Here is a 20,096-nt window from a genome sequence, read left to right on the forward strand (position 1 = left end):
ATCTCCGCATGGCGCGCAACGGTTTCACCCCCACCCAGCTCGCGGCGCGTGCCGCATACCTGTTGCGTGGCAACGACCTGGGCACGATGACCAGCGCCGCCCCTCGTCTGTACCCGCACATGTGGAGTTGGGATGCGGCGTTCGTCACCGTGGGACTGGCGCCGCTGTCGGTGGAACGCGCGGTCATCGAGATGGACACGTTGCTCTCGGCGCAGTGGTCCAACGGGATGATCCCGCACATCGTGTTCGCCAATGGCCGCGACGGCTACTTCCCCGGACCCCAACGCTGGGAGTGCGCGCGCCTGGCCGAGTGTGCGCCCGACTACCCCGACACCTCCGGGATCACCCAGCCGCCCGTGCACGCGATCGCCGTGCAACGCATTCTGGACCACTCGCGCCGCCACGGTCGGACCACCCGCTCGATGGCCAACGAGTTCATCGACCGGCGGTGGGGCGCCCTGGTGCGCTGGCACCGCTGGCTCGCGCACGCCCGCGACCCCCACGGTCGTGGACGCATCACGATCTATCACGGGTGGGAGTCCGGGATGGACAATTCCCCGCGCTGGGACAAGCCCTACGCGGGCGTCATCCCCGGCGACGATCTCCCCCCGTACCAGCGCGCCGACCTCGATCATGTCACCGACCTGTCGATGCGACCCTCCGATGACGAGTACGACCGCTATATCTGGCTGGTCGAGGAGATGAAGCGCGCCAATTACGACGACGAGTTGCTCCCCAAGGTGATGAGCTTTGCCGTGGAGGACGTCTTCGTCAGCGCCATCTTCTCGCTCGCCTGCGACGTGCTGGCGACCATCGGCGAGGAGTACTCCAAACCGCGGTCCGACGTTCGGGACCTGCGAGCCTGGGCCGATCGCTACCGAACCGGAGTGGCCGCGGCGGCAAATGAACGAAATGGCGCAGCAAGGGATTTCGACCTTCGCGCCGACAGGTGGATCACCACCGAGACGATCGCGCAGTTCGCGCCGCTGCTGTGCGGCGGGTTGTCGCGCGAGCAGGAGCGCGCACTGCTCCGACTGTTCGACGGGCCGCGGTTCTGCGGACATCCCGACCTGCGTTACGCCGTACCGCCGTCGACATCGCCGATCTCTGCGGACTTCCGGTCGCGCGAATACTGGCGCGGACCGGTCTGGCCGGTGATGACGTGGTTGTTCAGTTGGGCGTTCGCGCGTCGGGGCTGGCCCGAACGGTCGGCGCGACTGCGCGAGGAAGGTCTGCGTCAGGCCACTGACGGCGCCTTCGCCGAGTATTACGAACCCTTCACCGGCGAGCCGCTCGGCAGCATGCAGCAGAGTTGGACCGCCGCGTCGGTGTTGGATTGGTTGGACTGACACACCAAGCGACACATGACGACCGCCCCGCATGTCGAGGGCGCGACATCGCAGTAGGTGTCGCTCCCTCGTGCTGGCACCGGTCTTGCGTGACGCATACCCGCGGCATTCCGCGGCTCGCGCTACCGACGACGACACCACCGGTCATGTCCGCGGCGGGCACTTCGCCGCGACCCGACCCAGTTCGTCAAGAACCCTGCGCACTGAAATCTCATGCCGCGCAAACCCTTGCGGCGCAGCACCACCAGAGTTCACCGCCCGTTCGCTCAGAACCGACCGCCGACCCCGATCCGCCCGGAACTCGACGATCCGCCGAACGACCCGGGACTACGCCCACCACTGGTGTAGCCGCCCCCGAATCCACCAGTACCGAATCCACCACCACCGAAACCGCCGCCGCGCATTGTCCCGCGCAGGAAGCTGTCGACCAGGATGCCACCGAGAACCGCTCCGGCCGTAGATGATTCATGCGCTCGCGGTTGCTGACCCTGCTGCCAGCCGACCACGTCTGCCTGCGCGGCCATCAGCGCCTGATCGGCCAGCGCGCCCGCTCGCCGAGCCACATCGGCGGCCGCGAAGGGATCAGTGGCGCCGACGTGCTGCGCGTCGGCCAGCAATCGCTCGGCCTCGGAGAGGCGGGTCCGCGCGACCGACTGCACCGCACCGCGTCGGGTACCGATGAAGTCGCGTGCCGCCGACACCTTCGCCTGCGCCGATGTCAATGCCGCACCGAGCATCTCGGACCGCCGGGTGCGTTCGGCAGCCGCCCCGCGTGCGGCGTCGAGAGCCTTGTCCAGCGCGGAGTCGGCGTCGACGAGGGAGGTGAACACACCGAGCGGGTCGGCATCGAATCCGCTGCGCGCGGCCTGCACGGCCGAGGTCGCCCTCGCGACCGCCGACGCCAGCTCCGGCCCGCCGTCGGCACCGAGCTGTGCGGCCTCGGCCAGCTCTCCCTCGACCTCGGTGATCAGCGCGGGCATCCGGGAGTGTGCGGCGGCGATGTTGCCCTCGGCGTTGTCGATGGCGTCGAGCAGGTGGGTCGCCTGGGTGATCGCGCCCTCCGCGGCGCGGATGTCGGCGACCGCCGGGCCCTGTTCTCCAGCCGGCCGGGAGATCGCCTCGCGCCCCTGATCGGCGCTCCGCTCGGCGAATCCGATCTCCTGACGCGCCAGCTCCACGTTGTGCAGGATCGAGGCACACTGTTGCGCACCGTGACGGGAGACGAGAGCGTCGAGCTGCCGAGCCGAGGCGTCGGCACGGGTATGCAGATCGACCAGCCGCCGGGTGATCTCGTCAAACCGGGCGTCGGCGTTGATCAGCAGGTTACGCATCTCGTCGAACGCCGCCACCTGCTCGTCGAGGGCGTCGTCGGCGTCGGTGCAGGCGGTGATGATCTGCAGAAGCATCGCCCGTTGCTCGTCGGGGGTCTCGGGGATGTTGTCGTCGAGACGCTGGCGCACCGTGAACGACGCCGCCAGCGCCTTACGTGCTTGCGCCACCGCAGCGGTGAACGGAGCGGTCTGCGCCTCACCGAATTCGCCGACCGCAAGCCGCAATTCCTCCTCGCTGGTGCGGATCGCGTTGTCGGTGTCGGTGAGTACCTCCCGCGACCACGGGTCGAGCACGTCGAGCGGTTGCGCGGCCAGCTGGTCGACCGTCAGTTCCTGCTCCCGCATCGTCGCGAGCCCGCTGTCGAGGGCGCGGCGCTTGCGTCGACGGGAGTAAACCCACATCCCACCCGCACCGACGACGGCGACACCGGCTACCGACCCGGCGACGATCAGTCCGGTGTGCGACGGGGTGAGGACATCGGAGAGACCGTCGACGGCTGCCACGCCGGCACCTGGGTAGTTGCCCTTCTTGAGGGCGGGAACGATGTCGCCGGTGGCGATGTCCGACAGGTTCGACTGGGTCACCCCGTCGACCGAGCCGATCGTGCCGAACCAGTAGGCGCGGTCCTCGGTGGCGACGGCGAGCAGTACCTCATGGTTGTCGAGCCCGCTGAGTTCGGCGGTCTTGCGGCCCCAATCCTCGGGGTTCCGGCCGTCGAAATTCTTGACGTAGACCACCCATAGTTGGACGCTGTGATCGTTGTACAGATTGTCGGTCGCCGTCTGGATCTGGGCGCGCTGATCGACCGATAGCACGCCGGCCGGGTCGGAGATCGGCTCGGGTAGCCGGCTAGGTGGCTCGGCGTGGGCTGCGCCCGTCCCGAGCAGAAGCGGTCCGAACAGAACGGCGGCGACAAACGCCACCGCCGCGAGTCCGAGGTTGGCCGGCGAGACTCGCCCCGTCGATCGCATGGCGTGCCGGGTCTGCCCCGGCGATCCCGAACACAGCATGTCACTCAATCTAGGCCATCAGTGCGCGGGTGTCGGCGAGGTGCGGTGCGTCGGCAGCGACCGGCTTGCCCGAATTGCGGCCCGTGGCCGGTGGCGGGTCGTCGGGATTGCCGGGGTCGGCGACGCCGGGCTTGCGCGCGGCGCACTTCGGTGCCAGCCTTGCTTCGCAAGGTGCGCTTGTTCGCTGAGGCTCCTTCGCGGAAACAGGCCAGCGACCCCGAACGTCGAGAGACGCCAAGGGTCAGGACAGATTCATTCGGATCAAGGGTGAGTCCCGATTGGCTCCCGTCGTCGTACGGGTGACGCCGCGAAGTGCCAAAGGTCTGACGAGGAGACGTAGGAGGTGGGGCACATGAGTGACGGCCCGTCTATATCCGGTACCCGGCGCTGACGCGGGTACCACCCCCCATGATCAACTGACTCTTCCGGCTGCTGGCCGGTCCGTCGTCGTGCTCGCATACCCGCGCGACCGGTCCGACGCGGCCGTTCACCGCTGTGCCGTCGGGTAGCTGACGCCGAGGAGCGCCTTGTGCCTCCGGCGCTATCCGCCAACAGCACTGTTCGCGAAAGGCTTTCAGACATGACCACAGTTCTGCGTCGGGGTGCGCCGCCGACCGCCGGGCGGCCCGAACGGGTACGTCCGCGCGCCTGGCCCGCCGACATCCTGGTTCTCGTCGGGGCCGCGGCCCTGATCTGGTGCATCATCACCCTGGCTCACGCCATGGGCGCGCCAGCCGATTTGGCCGGCGCCCCGTCGTCGATCGACACCGATCCCGCGAAACTTCCCTATTACGCGGCACGTTCGCTTCTTCGGATGTTCATCGGCCTGGGGTTGTCGATCGTTTTCACCCTCGTGTACGCCACGCTGGCAGCCCGATCGCGGCGGGCACGGACGGTGCTGTTGCCGATTCTCGATATCCTGCAATCGGTTCCGATCCTCGGCTTTCTGTCGGTGACCGTGACGTTCTTCGTCGCCCTGTTCCCCGGATCGGAACTCGGGCTGGAGTGCGCGTCGATCTTCGCGATCTTCACCTCGATGGCCTGGAACATCACGTTCGCCTTCTACCAGTCGCTCGTCAGCCAGCCCCGCGATCTCACCGAGGCCGCGGTGAATCTGAGACTGACGCGCTGGCAACGATTCTGGCGGCTCGACGTACCCAGCGGTCTGATCCCGATGGTGTGGAACGCGATGATGAGCTTCGGTGGTGCGTGGTTCTTCCTCACCGCGTCGGAGGCGGTCACCGTCGGCGGCAACTCTTACGCACTGCCGGGGATCGGCGCCTATGTCGCCTCGGCATCGGATGCCGGTCAGCTGTCCCGGATCTGGTGGGCGATTCTGACGATGGTGATCGTCGTCGTCGTCCTCAACGCGGTGTTCTGGAGCCCGCTGACCGCCTGGGTCGAGCGGTTCCGCATCGAGAACTCGGCATCGGGCGTGGAACCCAAGTCGGTGATGCTCTCGCTGCTGCGCCGATCCAATGCCGGCCGGGCCGCGGGCATCGTGTTCGCGCCGGTGTCCGCGTTCCTCGATCGGGTCTGCGGATTCCTCGGTGGCCGTACGCAACCGGTGACCACGACCACCGTGACCCGCCGCCGCACCGGTGACGTCATCTTCGTCGTCGCGGTGCTCGCGGTCCTGGTCTACACGACGTGGCGGGTGGTCGAATCGATCGCGGCCTGGGCTGACCTCAGCACCGTCGGCAGTGTATTCGCCATGGGCCTGGCGACCATGGCGCGCGTGGTGGTGCTGATGATCGTCGCCAGCGCGATCTGGGTGCCGATCGGTGTGATCATCGGACTCAACCCGAGGCTGACCCGGATGCTGCAGCCGGTGGTGCAGGTGTGCGCCAGCTTCCCGGCAAACTTCCTTTTCCCGATGGTGATGGCCGTGTTCATCGCCTGGCACATTCCGCTGAACATCGGCGGCATCGTCCTGATGGCCCTCGGCACGCAGTGGTACATCCTGTTCAACGTGATCGCCGGGGCGGGCGCGATCCCCAACGACCTGCTCGAGGCGTCCCGCGACATGCGGCTGCCGCGGATGTTGCGTTGGCGATATGTGTTGCTGCCGGGCATCTTTGCCAGTTTCGTCACCGGCGGCATCACCGCGGCCGGCGGGGCGTGGAACGCCTCCATCGTCGCCGAATTCGTCAGTTACAACGGCACCGACCACCATGCCTACGGGCTGGGCAACTACATCGCCGAACAGACCGCGTCGTCGGCGCCGGGACATACCGCACTGCTGTTGCTGGGCATCGTCGTGATGTGCCTTTTCGTCGTCGCCACCAACGCCGCCTTCTGGCGCCGGCTCTATGCCCTTGCCGAGCGCCGCTACTCACTGTGAAACTGCTTGCGAAAGAGGAATTCCCATGACCGTCACCATCACCGACGAGCAGACCCGAGGTGCCACCGTGCCCGCACCCCTGATCGAGATCAGCGGATTGACCAAGAGCTTCGACGGCCCGCGCGGCGACGTGCTGACCGTGCTCGACGGCATCAACCTCCGTATCGAACCGGGTGAGATCGTCGCCCTGCTCGGACGTTCCGGCTCGGGTAAGTCGACGCTGCTGCGCATCATCGCCGGGCTGATCCCGGCCAGCACCGGATCGGTGCTCGCCAATGGCAAGGAGTTGTCGGGCGCCAACGCGTCGACGGCCATGGTTTTCCAGTCGTTCGCACTGATGCCATGGCTGACGGTGCAGGCCAACGTCGAGCTGGGGCTGGCCGCGCTCGGTGTGAGTCCCGACGAGCGGCGCCGGCGGGCCTTGGCCGCCATCGACACCATTGGACTCGACGGCTTCGAATCAGCCTATCCGCGTGAGCTTTCCGGTGGCATGCGGCAACGCGTCGGATTCGCGCGGGCGTTGGTACTGCAGCCCGACCTGTTGCTGATGGACGAGCCGTTCTCCGCCCTCGACGTGCTGACCGCGGAGAACCTGCGCAACGAGTTGATCGATCTGTGGACCGGATCGGACTTCCCGACCAAGAGCATCTGCATCGTGACCCACAACATCGAGGAGGCGGTGCTGCTCGCCGACCGCGTCGTCGTCCTCGGTTCCAAGCCCGGCCGCATTATTCACGAGGCACGAGTCCCGATGCCCCGACCCCGGGATCGGGAGTCGCCGCAGTTCGTGTCGTTGGTCGACGAGCTGTACGGGGTGCTCACCGGGCGGTTCGACCCCAACGGGTCGGTACCGGTGACCGAGCTGAATGCCGTTGCCGTCGAGGCGACCCCGGTGAGCCGGCCGCTGCCCGCCGCGTCGGTCGGCGGGATCGCCGGCCTCATCGAGATCCTCGTCGCGCAAGGTGGTGACGCCGATCTGCCTGACCTCGCCACCACCCTCAACTTCGAGATCGACGACCTCCTCCCGCTGGTCGACGCCGCGGTGCTTCTCGGCCTGATGGAGGCCCGGGACGGTGACCTGCACATCACCGAGGTCGGTACGCGCTTCGACGGCGCCAGCATCCAGGACAGCAAGGAGATCTTCGCCACCCAGGCCAGTACGGGGGCGCCGTTGGTACGCACCATCATCCGCGCCCTGCGCAGCAGTTCCGACGGCAAATTGCGGGCCGGGTTCTTCCTCGACCTGCTCAGCCGCGGCTTCGGTACCGCCGACGCAGAACGTCAGTTCGCGATCGCCGTGGACTGGGGACGATACGGGGAGATGTTCGACTACGACTCGGACTCCGACCAGGTCTCGCTCGATCCGGCGTTCAAGGGGTGAGCCGTGGCGGCCGAAGCATGAGCCCAGCGCTCGGCGTCATGACGTGGCGTCGAGCGCGGTGTCGCGGTGGTATCGGCGCGAAGCCGGCCGTGCGGCGCTGGTAGTCGGCGTACTCCGGGTATTTGCCCAGCGTGGTCGACTCGGTGAACCTCGCCGATCCGACGAACAACAGGGTTAGGAGCGTGGCGCCGAGGAGGGGTTGGCTGCCGCACCGAGCCCGCTGCCGACGCGCCGAACGCGACGATCACCCACCACTGCGCCGGGTAGACCACCGGGGTGATCGACCAGATCCGGTCCACCTACGAAGTGTCGCCGCTGATCAGTGACGATCCATAGCACTGACATGGGTGTCAGCTCATCCGCGCCAGCGGCACAGTGCCTCGACGGGGGTCATGTCGTAGTCGGGGCCGGTGATGCCCACGGTCAGCAGCGTCACGCCTTCGGCGCTGATGGCGTCGGCGTCGCGGAGCAGGGCATCGACGTCATCCTTGTACTGCACGCCCGCGGACCGCTCGATGCTCTCCGGGTCGCGGCCGGCGGCGGCGCAGTGCTCGGCGAGCACGCTCGACTTGTGGCGGTAGGTCTCAACGTCGTTGAAGCCGTGCCACGCGTCGCCGTACTGGGCGACGAGGGGAAGCGTCTTACGCTCGCCGCTACCGCCGATCAGCACCGGGATGTGCCGGGTGGGCGCCGGATTCAGCTCCTTTAGCCGTGAGTCGATACGAGGCAACGCCTCGGCGAGGTCGGCGAGTCGTGAACCTGCGGTACCGAACTGGTAGCCGTACTCGTCGTAGTCCTTCTGGAACCAGCCGGCGCCGATGCCGAGGATCAACCGGCCGCCGGAGATGTGGTCGACGGTGCGTGCCATGTCGGCGAGCAGTTCGGGGTTGCGGTAGGAGTTGCAGGTGACCAGCGCGCCGATCTCCACGCGTTCGGTCTGTTCGGCCCAGGCGCCGAGCATCGTCCAGCACTCGAAATGGGCGCCGTCGGGATCACCATAGAGCGGGTAGAAGTGATCCCAGTTGAAGATGACGTCGACGCCGGCATCCTCGGCGCGCAGAACCGCGTCGCGAATGAGTGAGTAGTCGGGAGCGTGCTGGGGCTGGATCTGGACACCGATGCGAATGGGGAATGCCATGGGTCCCATCTTGCCCTCACGGGCCGGGTATGCGCACCCCCGTTGGTCCGCGGTGGACTTCGTCGTGCTGAGGACCATTACTTGCCGTTGCGGCAAGAAGCGTCGATGATCGGGTGCGGTCGTGCCAGAGTCGAGGTATGGGCACTCCAGACGGCAATCCCGACAGCGCGGCCGAATGGGATGCGCGATATCGCGCTACCGACAGATTATGGACGAGCGAGGTCAATCCCGCGCTCCCGATCGAGGTTTCGGACCTGACGTCCGGTACCGCGCTTGAGGTGGGATCCGGTGAGGGAGCAGACGCCCGGTGGCTCGCCGATCACGGATGGCAGGTCACCGCGCTCGACATCTCCCCGGTTGCCATAGATCGGGCGAGGGACACCGACGCCCGTCCAGCGATCACCTGGTTGCAGGCCGATCTCGTCGCCGACGATGTCCCTGGCCGTGACTTTGCACTGGTTACCGCCCACTACTTCCCGATCGCGGCAGTTGACGTCGCGGTGGCGCGCAAGCTCATCGATGCGGTCGGACCGGGCGGAACGTTGCTTGTGGTGGCACATGCCCCCGAGGGTGTGCGGGCCCATGGCTTCGACCCGGCCGACTACATCCAGCCCGGCGACATCGCCGAGATGCTGGGCGAGGGTTGGCAGGTGATCACGCACGAGACGCGCGAACGGGGGCGTCCCGCCGGCGGGGGTCACCACATCCACGATGTGGTGCTGCGGGCGCGGCGCATGTAGATCGGTAGCTCTGGCCGTGAGCGTCGAGGACGCGCGCGATCGGTGATCGCTTCGGTCAATGCCTTGGGTGTCAATGCCTCGGGGTGAGCACCCGACGTTGATCCGCGCGAATCCGTTGCCCGTCTGTAGTAGGTCACGGAATCGATTGCGGGCGTGGGCAACTGCTGATCTGGCATGCCCCAACTCGTAGGGTGGTGGCCTCCAAGACGGTGCGCTCGGTGTGTAGCGCGACAGCGATGTCCTCGGCTGTCCGGATGCTGGTGTTCGCGTGCAGTGCCGCGGGTGTCGACTTGCGGCGGGCGATGTCAGGTTGGGCGTGGGCTCTGCTGAAAAGTGCAACGGCGCCAATTCAGTTTGGCGTGAGATGACGTGACGCCACACCAATACTTCGTTGCTATGGCGTCCGTAGACGGACGGCCTTTGGTCTGTGGAGCAGCAGATCGAGTTCATGGGGTGGCCGAAGGGACAATCAGCTGTCCGACGGCAAGTGAACGATGCGAGGCTGAGCGGATCGAAGGGGCCTTACCCAGGTTCACCCGCTGTTCTCCGGGTAAATCGCGGTGCAACAGCTTTGTACCTGCACATGATGACCGCGAGTAACAGGCCCAAGTATTAGACATCCGATATGATGTACGTCATCCGCAATTCTGACCAGGATCGGAGATTACCAGTGCCTAGGGCAGTGAGAGCGACGCTATGGTTTGGCACGTACCTCGCCGTCGTCGTGGCGCCGCTTGTATTTGCCACCATCGGCATCGTCGAGGAACAGCGCGGATTTTGGAGAGAGTTTTCAGTCAGCCTAGGGTTTGTGGGCTTGTCGATGATGGGACTGCAATATGTCCTGGTTGCCCGCATCCAGACCCTTGCCAAGCCTTTTGGCGAGGATGCGCTGGTTCACTTCCATCGGTACATGGGAGAAGTTGGTACCGTCCTCATTCTGGCGCATCCAATATTGCTCGTGGTAGCGGTAAATGTCGACTACATGAACCGCATCAATCCATTCACCGCGCCTTGGGCGGGCCGTTTCGGCACACTCGCAGCTCTCTTCATAGTTGTTGTCATCGTTACTTCGCTATGGCGACGCGCGTTACGTATTTCATACGAGACATGGCAGCTGCTGCATCTCATCATATCCACCGCCGCAGTAGCCGCAGCAATCGTCCATGTCGAGCTGATCGGGCACTACATCAATCAACCCTGGAAGCGTGCCTTATGGGTTGCTATGTCTCTGGGGTTCCTAGCGATATTTGTTTGGGTACGGGTTGTGAGGCCGATCGCCCGAACCCGCAGACCATGGCGGATTGCCTCCATTACTGCACAGCCTGGGGACGTTGCAGAAGTGGCATTGAAGCCAATGGGCCACGCCGGATTCACCTTCGCTCCGGGGCAGTTTGGTTGGCTGTCAGTTGACAGATCGGCATTCTCCGTAACGCAGCACCCGTTCTCGTTTTCATCAAACGCGGATAACCCTTCAGAAATTACCATGAGTATTAAGAGGTTGGGCGACTTCACGTCTACGATCCACACCGCGGAGCCGGGGTCCATCGCGTATCTCGACGGGCCTCACGGCGTCTTCTCTCCTGACTTTTATGAGGGTCAGGCCTACGTATTCTTGGCCGGCGGGGTAGGGATAGGGCCAATTATGAGCATTCTACGAACTTTCGCTGCGCGTAATGAAGCCACGCGCTGCTATCTCTTCTACGGTGCCAAGAGCGTACGCGAGGCTACATATTATCCAGAAATCTGTGAACTCGCAGACCGTCTGGATTTGAAGGTTGTTGTGACCGTTTCAGAGCCTGGGGAGGATGATGCGGCTGACGTCGAGTACGGGTTTGTGGACATGAAGAAACTGGACGCTCATCTTCCTCATGATAAACGAAACACGTTTCAGTACTTCATCTGTGGGCCGGGTGCTATGCAAAACTCGATAGAGAATGCGCTCGGTAAGCTCGGCATACCGGCTGACCGGGTTCACACTGAGAAATTCAACTTCGTCTGACGATGTCAGTCCGAATATTCGGATCGAAAGTAGGAATGCATGAGACACAGGTACACCCAGTTCGCCGCAGCAGTCGTCTGTGGTTCAGTGCTGATTGTGTGCATACTGTTCGCGATCGTTCAAAGCTGACAATAATTCGACAGTCGCTCACAGGATCCCCGCAGTCGTGTCGCTGATTCTTGGTGGTACGTGTCGTTGGCGGCGGGCTCCGTTGAGGCCGTTCTGAAATCAGAGGCGTTCAGTTTTTCTGCGAGTTGGCCGCGGAGTGAATGAGCGACGGCAAGTTGTCGTGGGTGAGGTTGCGGAATCCGACGGCGATGCCTCACAGCTGCTCGAGGGGGCCGTTGCCGCTGGGGGTCGCGGAGTCCGGGCACCTCCGATGGGGAGTTGCCGGCCGCGAGGATCGACAGCTCATCGTCCATGTGCCCAGACTGTCGGCCCGGTCGGACGGTCACCGGCTCCCGCGCCCGGTCAATCCGAGCAGCTTCGCGGCGTTGTCCTTGAGGATCAATTCCGCGGCCTCGGGAGCGATCGGCAGTTCGGCGAACTCCTTGAGCCACCGCTCCGGTGTGATGAGGGGATAGTCGGTCCCGAACAGGGTTCGGTCGCGCATCATTGCCGACGCTGCCCGCACCAGTTCGTCGGGGAAGCGCTTCGGTGCCCAGCCCGACAGTTCCAGGTAGATGTTGGACTTGTGCACCGCCATGGAGATCGCCTCGGCCTGCCACGGCACCGAGGGGTGCGCGAGAATGATGTTGAGCTGCGGGAAGTCAGCGGCCACGTCGTCGAGCAGGATCGGGTTGCTGTAGCGCAGTTTGATGCCCCGCCCGCCGGGCAGACCGGCCCCGATCCCGTTCTGCCCGGTGTGGAACAGCGCGGGCACGCCGAGCTGCTGCAGTGCGGCCCACAATGGCCGGAACCGTTCGTCGTCGGGGGAGAAGCCTTGCACGCTCGGGTGGAACTTGAACCCGGCCACGCCGTGATCCTCGACCAGCGAGACGGCCTGCTCGATGGCAGCCTCCCCGCGCAGCGGGTCGACGGACCCGAACGGAATCATGATGTCGGCGTGCTCGTGGGCGCGCGCAGCGATCTCCTCGCTCGACAGCGGCGGGTGGCCGGACGCTGTTCCGGCGTCGACGGTGAACACCACCGCGGCAATGCCGAGCTCCCGGTAGGTCGCGGCGATGTCGTCGATGCTCGGCGTCCGTCCCTGCGGCCCACGGAAGTACGCGGCCGAGGCATCCATCAGCTCCTGATCGAGGCTGAGGTGCCCGTGATCGTCGATCTCGATGTGGACATGCATGTCGATCGCCGAGATGGCGTCGAGGTCGATCTCGGTGGGATCGAAGCGGCTCATGCGCGGCTCACCTCGCGCTCGGCGGCCAATGCGACGAACGCATCGAGTGAGGTGGGAACGGCGAGGGCGTCGACGCTGGCGACCTCGGCCAGCGGCCGTCCCTGCAGAATCTTCTTCACGGGTAACTCCAGTTTCTTGCCGGTACGGTTACGGGGCACGGTCGGCACAGCACGGATGGTGTCGGGGACGTGGCGTGGGGACAGTTGATTGCGCAGCGCGGTGACGACGCGCGGGCGCAGTTCCTCGACCGACTGCTGCGGCTCGACCTCGAGGAACAGGATCAGCTCGCCGTTGTCCCCCTGACCGTCGAGGTGCACGACCAGGCTGTCGGCGACACCGTCGATTTCCTCGACCACCCGGTAGAACTCTGCCGTTCCCAGCCGCACGCCGCCGCGATTGAGGGTCGCGTCGCTGCGGCCGGCCACGTGGCAGGACCCGTTCTCCTCGAACTGGATCCAGTCCCCGTGCCGCCAGACCCCCGGGTAGGTGTCGAAGTAGGTCTCGCGCAGCCGGGTACCGTCGTCGTCGCCCCAGAACCCGACCGGCATCGAGGGTATCGGCTCGGTGATCACCAGTTCGCCGAGCGCTCCGACGACGGGCTCACCGTGCTCGTTGAAGGCGTACGCGGCGACCCCGAGCGCCGGCCCGGAGATCCGCCCAGCCCACACCGGCAGCAGGGGATCGCCCTGCACGATGCCCGAGCAGATATCGGTACCTCCACTGCCCACGTTGATCGCCGCGTCGGGGAACTGTTCGTGCAGCCACTGGTAGCCCTCGGGCGGGAGCGGTGCCCCCGCCGATGCGACGGTGCGCAGGTGCAGCCCGTGCGTGCGGCCGGGTTCGAGTCCGGCGCGCCGGGAAGCCATCACAAAGCCGGGCGCCGCGCCCATAATGGTGGTCCCGGTCTCCCGCGCGAGGTCCCACTGCCAACCGGGCGCCGGATGGACGGGGTTGCCGTCGATCGTGACGATGGTGGCGCCGAACAGCAGGGTCGAAACCAGGGCGTTCCACATCATCCATGCAGTGGTGCTGTACCACAGCAGTGTGTCGTCGGCGGTCACGTCCCATGACAGGCCGTGGTTCTTGAAGTGCTCCAGCAGGATTCCGCCGTGGCCGTGCACGATCGCCTTGGGGAGGCCGGTGGTGCCGGAGGAGAAGAGCACCGCGAGCGGGTGATCGAAAGCGACGCGCTCGAACGTCGGCTCCGCGGCGGTGGCTCCCGCCAGCGCCGCGCTCCACGGCAGCGCCCGGGGGATGGTGAACGGGCCGTACTCGATGTCGATCACCGCCCGGACGGACGGTAGCGCCGCCGCGATCGCCGCGACCTCGTCACGGCGATCGATCCGCTTTTCGCCATACACGTATCCGCCCGCGGCGATCAGTACTGCCGGCTCGATCTGGCCGAACCGCTCGATCACGCTGCGCGCCCCGAACTCCGACGCGCACGAGGCCCACGTGGCGCCGAGGCCGGCGGTCGCGAGGTAGCCGACGATGGTCTCCGGCACGTTCGGCAGGTAGCCCACGACCCGGTCCCCGACTCCGACGCCCTGATCACGCAGCACCTGCTGCAGCCGCGCCACCTGCCCGCGCAGCTCACCGTAGGTCAAGGAGACGGGCTCGCGCGTCTGAGAATAGGCGCGGACGGCGACCTTCTCGGCCGGGTGGCGCAGGACGTGCTCGGCGTAGTTGAGTCGCAGGTCGGGGAACCAGCGGGCGAACGGCATCGTCCGCTCGGCCAGCACCGTCTCCGGCGATCCGTCGGCGGTCACCGCGAAGTAGTCGACGATGCTGCGCCAGAACGCGTCGATGTCGGTGACGGACCACCGCCACAGGGCGGCGCGATCGGCGAGATGTAGACCGCGGGACTGGTTCAGCCAGTCGAGGTACCGGCCTATCACGGTGGTTCGGCCGGCGTCGGGCGCGGGCTCGCTGATCAGTTGTCCCTGCTCGATCACGGGATGCTCCTCGCGGTGAACGGTCGGTGGTGGGGGCCGCTCACAGTGCGGATTCCTTGGTGGAGCCGAGCAGCAGCATGCAGATCGCCGCGACCGCCGATCCTGAGGCCATGGCGATGGAGACGCCCTGAAGTCCGATCCCGCTTTGGAACAGGAAGCCCGCGATGACGGGGCCGAGCGCGGCGCCGCCGCGGCCGACGCCAATGACGAATCCGGTGCCGCCGGCGCGGACCGACGTCGGGAACGAGTGCGCGATCAGCGCATAGAGGGCGCAGACCACCGAGTTGGTGCAGAACCCGACGGCTGCCGCTACCAGGCTCAAACCGGCGATCGAGTTCTGCCCGGTGCCGAAGTAGATCACTGCGACCACGGACGCGACCATGCCGATCATCGCGAGATTGCGGGTATTCATGCGGACCGACAGGACGCTCAGCAGCAGGCCTCCGAGCAGGCCGCCGACGTTCGCCCAGACGAGGACCCCGGCCGCGGTGGACGGGGAGTTGCCCATGTCGACGACGATTTTCGGGATCCACTTGAGGATGAAGTAGAACGTCATGATGTGCGCGAAGTACGCCACGGTCAGCAGGATCGTGACCCGCGCCAGCTTGCCTGTGAACAGCTGCTTCACCGAGGCCTTCGGCTCGTCGGCCGAGATCGGCGGCAGCAGCGGAACGGTCCGGTGCCCGAGCCTGGTCAGTGTCGTGTTGATCGCGTCCAGGGCATCGCCGCGGCGGCGCTGCAGGACGAAACCGACTGACTCCGGCACGAAGAACCACACCAGAGGGATCGACACCACGGCGACGATCGCTCCCAGCCAGAACACCGATCGCCACGATCCGGTCTGTTCGAGTAGCACCGCGGCCACCGAGCCGCCGAGTACGGCGCCGGCCGGATACCCCACCGCCATGATGCCGATGGCCCGGGTCTTCGATCGGGTGTTGGAGAACTCGGCGACGATCGCATTGGTGCAGGCCAGCATTCCGCCGATGCCGAGTCCGGTGAACAGCCGGAAGACCGAGAGGGTCGTCACGTCACCGGACGTCGTGGCCAGCGCCATCCCGACGACCATCACCGCCAGGCATGCGAGGGTGACCGGCCTCCGGCCGAAGCGATCGGCCAGGTTGCCGATCACGATCGAACCGGCCGCCATGCCGATCAACTCCATCGACAGCACGATGCCGAGTGCTGCCTTCGTCACCCCCCACTCGGATGCGATACCGGGGGAGGCGAAGCTGATCGAGAGCACGTCGTAGCCGTCGAGGGCGTTGAGTAGGACACAGATCGCCACGATCAGGATCTGGGGCCGCCGCATGCGCGAATCGGCGAGCACGACGCGTGGATCGGAGACATCGCTGGGTTGCGCTGCCACCTGCTGAGGTTCGGACATAGGACTACTACCTGTTCTGTGCTGTCGGGGCGGTGATGATGAGTGCGTCCAGAGCGATGGCCGCGGTGGCCCCCTGTTCCCCGGGCCGCACCACGACGGGGTTCAGGTCGATCTCGGTGATCTCCTCGGCGGCGAGCATGACTGAGCCGAGGGTGGCGACCAGCTGGGCGACCGCGTCGACATCGCACGGTGCCGATCCGCGAAAGCCGGTCAGCAGCGGGGCTCCGCGCAGCTGGAGCAGCTCGGCGGCGACCTCGTCCGCCGACAGGTCGGCGGCGATCAGCCGCACGTCGCGGTTCAGCTCTGCGGTGACTCCGCCGAATCCGATCAGCAGCACCGGCCCCCACCCGGGTTCGCGGCGCCCGCCGATGATCAGCTCGATACCCTGGGCACCCATCGTCTCGATGAGAACGCCGTCAAGGCAGATGCTCGGGTCGTAGGCACCCACATTGGCGTGCAGCCGATCCCAGGCGTCGCGGACCGCAGCGGGATCGTCCAGGCCGAGCAGCACGCCGCCGGCGTCGGATTTGTGCGACAGCGCCGCGGACTGCGCCTTGGCGACCACGGGGTAGCCGACGCGCTCGGCGAGCCGTACCGCCTCGTCCGCATTCGCGGCGAATCCGCCTTCGGGGAACGGGATGCCAAAGGACGCGAGGTACTCCTTTGCCCGGTACTCCGCGATCACCGGGCCCGGACTCGGCAGCGCGGCGCTCGCAGCGGCCGCAGCCTTGGGCGGACGAACGGCGCCTGTGGCGGCGTCGGTAAGCCGGGCGAGGGCGCGGAGCACGCGCTCGGGGGAGGGGAAGTAGCTGACGCCGAGCTCCCGGAGCGCGGCCACCGTCGCATCGTCGACCGGGGCGCCCTCGTCCATGCCGGCCACGATCACCGGCTTGGTCGGGGGAGCGGCGCGCAGAGCTGCCAACACGGGCGGGATCTTGATCGCGGTGGTGCGTTCGTCGGTCTGGATGAGATTCACGATGACCGACCCGAACCGAGGGTCTGCGAGCGTCGCATCGATGACGCGCCGGTAGATCTCGGGATCGACCAGTCCCTGAGCGGTGATATCGAGGGGATTACTCAGCGCCACGAAGTCCGGCACCGCGTCGCGCAACGAGGGGAAACCGGCATCGTCGACCGCTGGAAGCGGCAAGCCGACGCGCTCGGCGAGGTCGAGCGTGAGTGCTTTGAACGCTCCCGATTCGCCGATCACAGCCGGACCTTCAGGCAGGGCAGGGGCGCTGCGCAGCGCGATCTCGCCGACATCGGCCAGTTCTTCGAGTGTGTCGACGCGGATGACGCCTGCCCGGTGCACCAGCGTGGCCATGACCGCATGATCACCCGCCATCGCGCCGGTGTGGGTGGCGGCGGATTCCCGGGCCGCGTCCGACGTGCCGGGGTGCAGCAGCACGAGGGTTTTTCCGGCCCGGCGCGCTGCGGCTGCGGCGGCGAGGAAGCGCTGCGGGTCGCGGAACTGCTCGACGAGCATCAGGACAACGTGGGTCTGATCATCGGCGACGAGGTGTTCGACGAAGTCCTCGACCCCGGTGGCGGCCTCGTTTCCGGTGGAGACCGACAGAGAGATCGGAATGTCGCGGGCCGACACCACGACCCCGAGGACCGCGGCCATCGCGCCGGACTGGGAGACGATGCCGAGTGCGCGTTCTCGGGCGGTGGTGGGAGCGATCGTGGATTCGACGAAGGTCAATGCCGCGGCGGCGTTGTGGTTGACCAGCCCGAGGCAGTTGGGGCCGAGCACCAGCATGCCGGATTGCGATGCGATGGCGGAGAGTTCGTTCTGTGCCGCGCGGCCGGCCTCGCCCCCTTCGGCGAACCCGGCGGAGAAGATCACCACCGCGCCGGTCCTGCGGGCGGCCAGGGCGCGCACCGCGTCGAGTACGGCAGCACCCGGGACCGCGAGGATCGCGCAATCGATGCCCTCGGGTAGCTCGTCGATCGAGGCCACCGCCTGGCGGTCGCCGATCAGAGGACGACGGGGATTGACGAGGTGGATCGCACCGGGGAACCCGCCGCGTTCGAGGTTGTCGAGAACCGAGGCGCCGAGGGCGCCCGGTGTGGTGGAGGCGCCGACGATCGCCACCGATTGCGGCGCGAGCAGTCGATCGAGACGGTGCGCGGGCGCGAGGACTGTATTCATGAGGTCACCTTGGGTGTGCGAGCGCAAGCGCGGGGCTGGGATGGGACGTGCTCATGGCAGGTCCGCGGCGTGTTTGAGGGAGAGCAGTTCTAGCAGGGCCCTGTCCCGGCGCCGCCGGATCGGGGCGTCGTCGAGGCCGAGCTCGTCGTCGACGCCCGCACAGATCCGGTCCACCAGCGCAGGGCTCAGTTCGGGGGCGCCCAGGTCCTCCCACCACTCCACCATCGGCGGCCCGAGGTGTTCGAGGACATGCCGGATGCCCTGACCGCCGCCGGAGATGTGCTGGGTGGCGAACGGTCCGAGCAGGCTCCATCGCAGTCCGGGGCCCCAGGCGATCGCGGTATCGATGTCGGCGACCGTGGCCGCGCCGATGTCTACCAGGTGGTAGGCCTCGCGCCAGAGTGCGGCCTGCAGGCGGTTGACGATGTGGCCGGGGATCTCGGCGCCGACCCGGATGGTGCGTTTGCCGATGCCGCCGAAGAAGGCCTCGGCCTGATCAAGTGCGGTCGCCGACGTGTGGGTGCCACCGACGAGCTCCACCAACGGAACGAGGTGCGGTGGGTTGAACGGATGGGCCACCAGCACGCGGTCAGGGTGGGTCAGTCCCTCTGCGATCCGGCTGATCAGCAGACCCGACGACGAGGTGGTGAGCAGGACCTCGGGGGCGGTGTGCCGATCGAGCACGTCGAAGATCTCCCGCTTGACCGCCAGCCGCTCCGGCCCCGCCTCGATCACCAGGTCGGCGGTGGAGGCGGCCTCGGCGAGGTCGGTGCCGAACGTCAACCGTTCGGTCGACGCCGCGTCGTCGCGGCCGAGTTCGCCGAGGTAGTCGGTGACCCGGACGCGTGCGCCGGCGTGGACGGCCTCGTCGGGCTCGGCGATCACGACCGACACGCCCCGGGCGAGGAGATCGGCGGCCCAGCTGGTGCCGATGGCACCTGCGCCGACGATCAGGACGGTCCCGACGTTGTGGGTGCTCACCGGGGTGTCCCGTTGGTCGACGGGCGTTGGTTGCGGGTCAGGAACGACTGCATCCGCGCCTTCGCCTCATCGGTGCCCTGTGCGACACCCGCCATCAGGGACTCGATCAGGTAGCCCTCGCGTTGCCCGGCTTCCGCGATGTGGGGGAGTGCCTGCAGCACCGCGAACGTGCTCACCGGCGCGATCTTCGCGGCGGAGTGTGCGAGTTCGAGTGCGGTGTCGAAGCCGGCGCCGTCGTCGACGACGTACTGCGATAGGCCGATCCGTTCGCCGGTCACCGCGTCGTACCGGCGACCGGTCAGCATCATGTCGATCATCCGGTCCACCCCGATCAGGCGGGGGAGACGGACCGAGGCGCCGCCGCCGACGAAGATGCCGTGCTGACCCTCGGGCAGCGCGTAGAACGTGCTCATTTCGGCGACGCGGACATGCGCGGACGAGGCCAGCTCGAGTCCGCCGCCGATCACCGCGCCCTTGAGGACGGCGAACACCGGGACCGTGGCCTCGCGGATCGCTCCCAGCGCGCGGTGCCACATCCGTGAGTGCTGTACCCCCTCGAAGGTGTTGCGTTCGTCGAGTTGGGAGAGGTCGAGGCCGGCGCAGAAGTGCTCCCCCTCAGAGCACAGCACTACTGCGCGGATCTCGGAGGTGAGGGCGCTGAAGAACGACTCCAGCGTCAGGACGGTCGCATCGTCGAGGGCGTTGCGCTTCTGCGGGCGTGTGATCTCGACGATCGCCACGGCGTCGTCCCGCCAGGTGGTGACGGTGTCGCTCAGACGTTCCGGCGCGGTCTGCATCATCAGGTTTCCTTATTGCCGCAAGGGTTGGGTGATACATCACAAGGGGAGGGGGATGTGATGTGGGTATCGAAAAACTATCAGGAAACCTGATTAGTGCGCAAGGGTCTTCTTCGGGGTTCCCTGCGAAGGGCGACGCCCGATGGCGTGTACGTTCGGGAGCGGGAAAGC

At 66.6% G+C, this 20,096-nt stretch carries 13 protein-coding genes and 1 riboswitch; of the genes, 5 read left to right on the plus strand and 8 right to left on the minus strand.

The window, feature by feature from the left end; translation table 11 throughout:
• Positions 1 to 8: 8 nt before the first annotated feature.
• Entirely contained in the window at positions 9 to 1,349 is a 1,341-nt protein-coding gene (gene ggh, locus EF294_RS06415; protein ID WP_123927042.1) for a glucosylglycerate hydrolase, read from the plus strand.
• Positions 1,350 to 1,615: 266 nt separating this feature from the next.
• Here the strand turns inward: ggh and EF294_RS06425 are convergent, their stop codons facing one another.
• Positions 1,616 to 3,691 (minus strand): TPM domain-containing protein, encoded by a 2,076-nt coding sequence (locus EF294_RS06425; protein WP_123927045.1) that lies wholly within the window; start codon positions 3,689 to 3,691, stop codon positions 1,616 to 1,618.
• Positions 3,692 to 3,860: 169 nt separating this feature from the next.
• A riboswitch (M-box (ykoK) riboswitch) is annotated at positions 3,861 to 4,033 on the plus strand.
• A 238-nt stretch (positions 4,034 to 4,271) separates the two neighbouring features.
• On the opposite strand from EF294_RS06425, the gene EF294_RS06430 reads away from it, so the two are divergent.
• Both EF294_RS06430 and EF294_RS06435 read left to right on the plus strand, forming a co-directional pair.
• Positions 4,272 to 6,035, plus strand: a complete 1,764-nt coding sequence (locus tag EF294_RS06430) for an ABC transporter permease (RefSeq protein WP_123927048.1) — start codon at positions 4,272 to 4,274, stop codon at positions 6,033 to 6,035.
• A 25-nt stretch (positions 6,036 to 6,060) separates the two neighbouring features.
• Positions 6,061 to 7,416: an ABC transporter ATP-binding protein gene (locus EF294_RS06435; RefSeq protein ID WP_123927051.1), complete on the plus strand. Its 1,356-nt coding sequence runs from the start codon at positions 6,061 to 6,063 to the stop codon at positions 7,414 to 7,416.
• 355 nt (positions 7,417 to 7,771) lie between these two features.
• Here the strand turns inward: EF294_RS06435 and EF294_RS06440 are convergent, their stop codons facing one another.
• Entirely contained in the window at positions 7,772 to 8,554 is a 783-nt protein-coding gene (locus tag EF294_RS06440; protein ID WP_123927054.1) for an LLM class F420-dependent oxidoreductase, read from the minus strand.
• A gap of 137 nt (positions 8,555 to 8,691) precedes the next feature.
• On the opposite strand from EF294_RS06440, the gene EF294_RS06445 reads away from it, so the two are divergent.
• Positions 8,692 to 9,294 (plus strand): class I SAM-dependent methyltransferase, encoded by a 603-nt coding sequence (locus tag EF294_RS06445; RefSeq protein WP_123927058.1) that lies wholly within the window; start codon positions 8,692 to 8,694, stop codon positions 9,292 to 9,294.
• 625 nt (positions 9,295 to 9,919) lie between these two features.
• Complete coding sequence (locus tag EF294_RS06450; RefSeq protein ID WP_123927062.1) at positions 9,920 to 11,293, plus strand: ferredoxin reductase family protein; 1,374 nt, start codon at positions 9,920 to 9,922, stop codon at positions 11,291 to 11,293.
• Between the two features lie 451 nt (positions 11,294 to 11,744).
• On the opposite strand, the gene EF294_RS06455 is transcribed toward EF294_RS06450, so the two are convergent.
• Genes EF294_RS06455 through EF294_RS06480 form a run of 6 tightly spaced genes read right to left on the minus strand, consistent with a single transcriptional unit; the run spans position 11,745 to position 19,928 of the window.
• Complete coding sequence (locus tag EF294_RS06455) at positions 11,745 to 12,650, minus strand: amidohydrolase family protein (RefSeq protein ID WP_123927065.1); 906 nt, start codon at positions 12,648 to 12,650, stop codon at positions 11,745 to 11,747.
• Positions 12,647 to 14,605, minus strand: a complete 1,959-nt coding sequence (locus EF294_RS06460) for an acetoacetate--CoA ligase (protein ID WP_221182442.1) — start codon at positions 14,603 to 14,605, stop codon at positions 12,647 to 12,649. Before EF294_RS06460 ends, EF294_RS06455 begins: the two co-directional genes overlap by 4 nt.
• Before the next feature lie 40 nt (positions 14,606 to 14,645).
• Positions 14,646 to 15,974 (minus strand): MFS transporter, encoded by a 1,329-nt coding sequence (locus EF294_RS06465; RefSeq protein ID WP_221182443.1) that lies wholly within the window; start codon positions 15,972 to 15,974, stop codon positions 14,646 to 14,648.
• Between the two features lie 25 nt (positions 15,975 to 15,999).
• The gene (locus tag EF294_RS06470; RefSeq protein ID WP_123927068.1) at positions 16,000 to 18,147 is read right to left on the minus strand and encodes an acetate--CoA ligase family protein; all 2,148 of its coding nucleotides are present in this window, start codon (positions 18,145 to 18,147) and stop codon (positions 16,000 to 16,002) included.
• A gap of 51 nt (positions 18,148 to 18,198) precedes the next feature.
• Positions 18,199 to 19,128 carry a 3-hydroxyacyl-CoA dehydrogenase NAD-binding domain-containing protein gene (locus EF294_RS06475; RefSeq protein WP_123927072.1) on the minus strand — a complete coding sequence of 310 codons (930 nt, stop codon included), beginning with the start codon at positions 19,126 to 19,128 and terminating at the stop codon, positions 18,199 to 18,201.
• Positions 19,125 to 19,928, minus strand: coding sequence for a crotonase/enoyl-CoA hydratase family protein (locus EF294_RS06480; protein WP_246007721.1), 804 nt, complete (start codon positions 19,926 to 19,928; stop codon positions 19,125 to 19,127). The genes EF294_RS06475 and EF294_RS06480 overlap by 4 nt, the downstream gene beginning before the upstream one ends.
• Positions 19,929 to 20,096: the final 168 nt, after the last annotated feature.

The organism is Gordonia oryzae, assembly GCF_003797185.1.
Lineage (GTDB): Bacteria > Actinomycetota > Actinomycetes > Mycobacteriales > Mycobacteriaceae > Gordonia > Gordonia oryzae.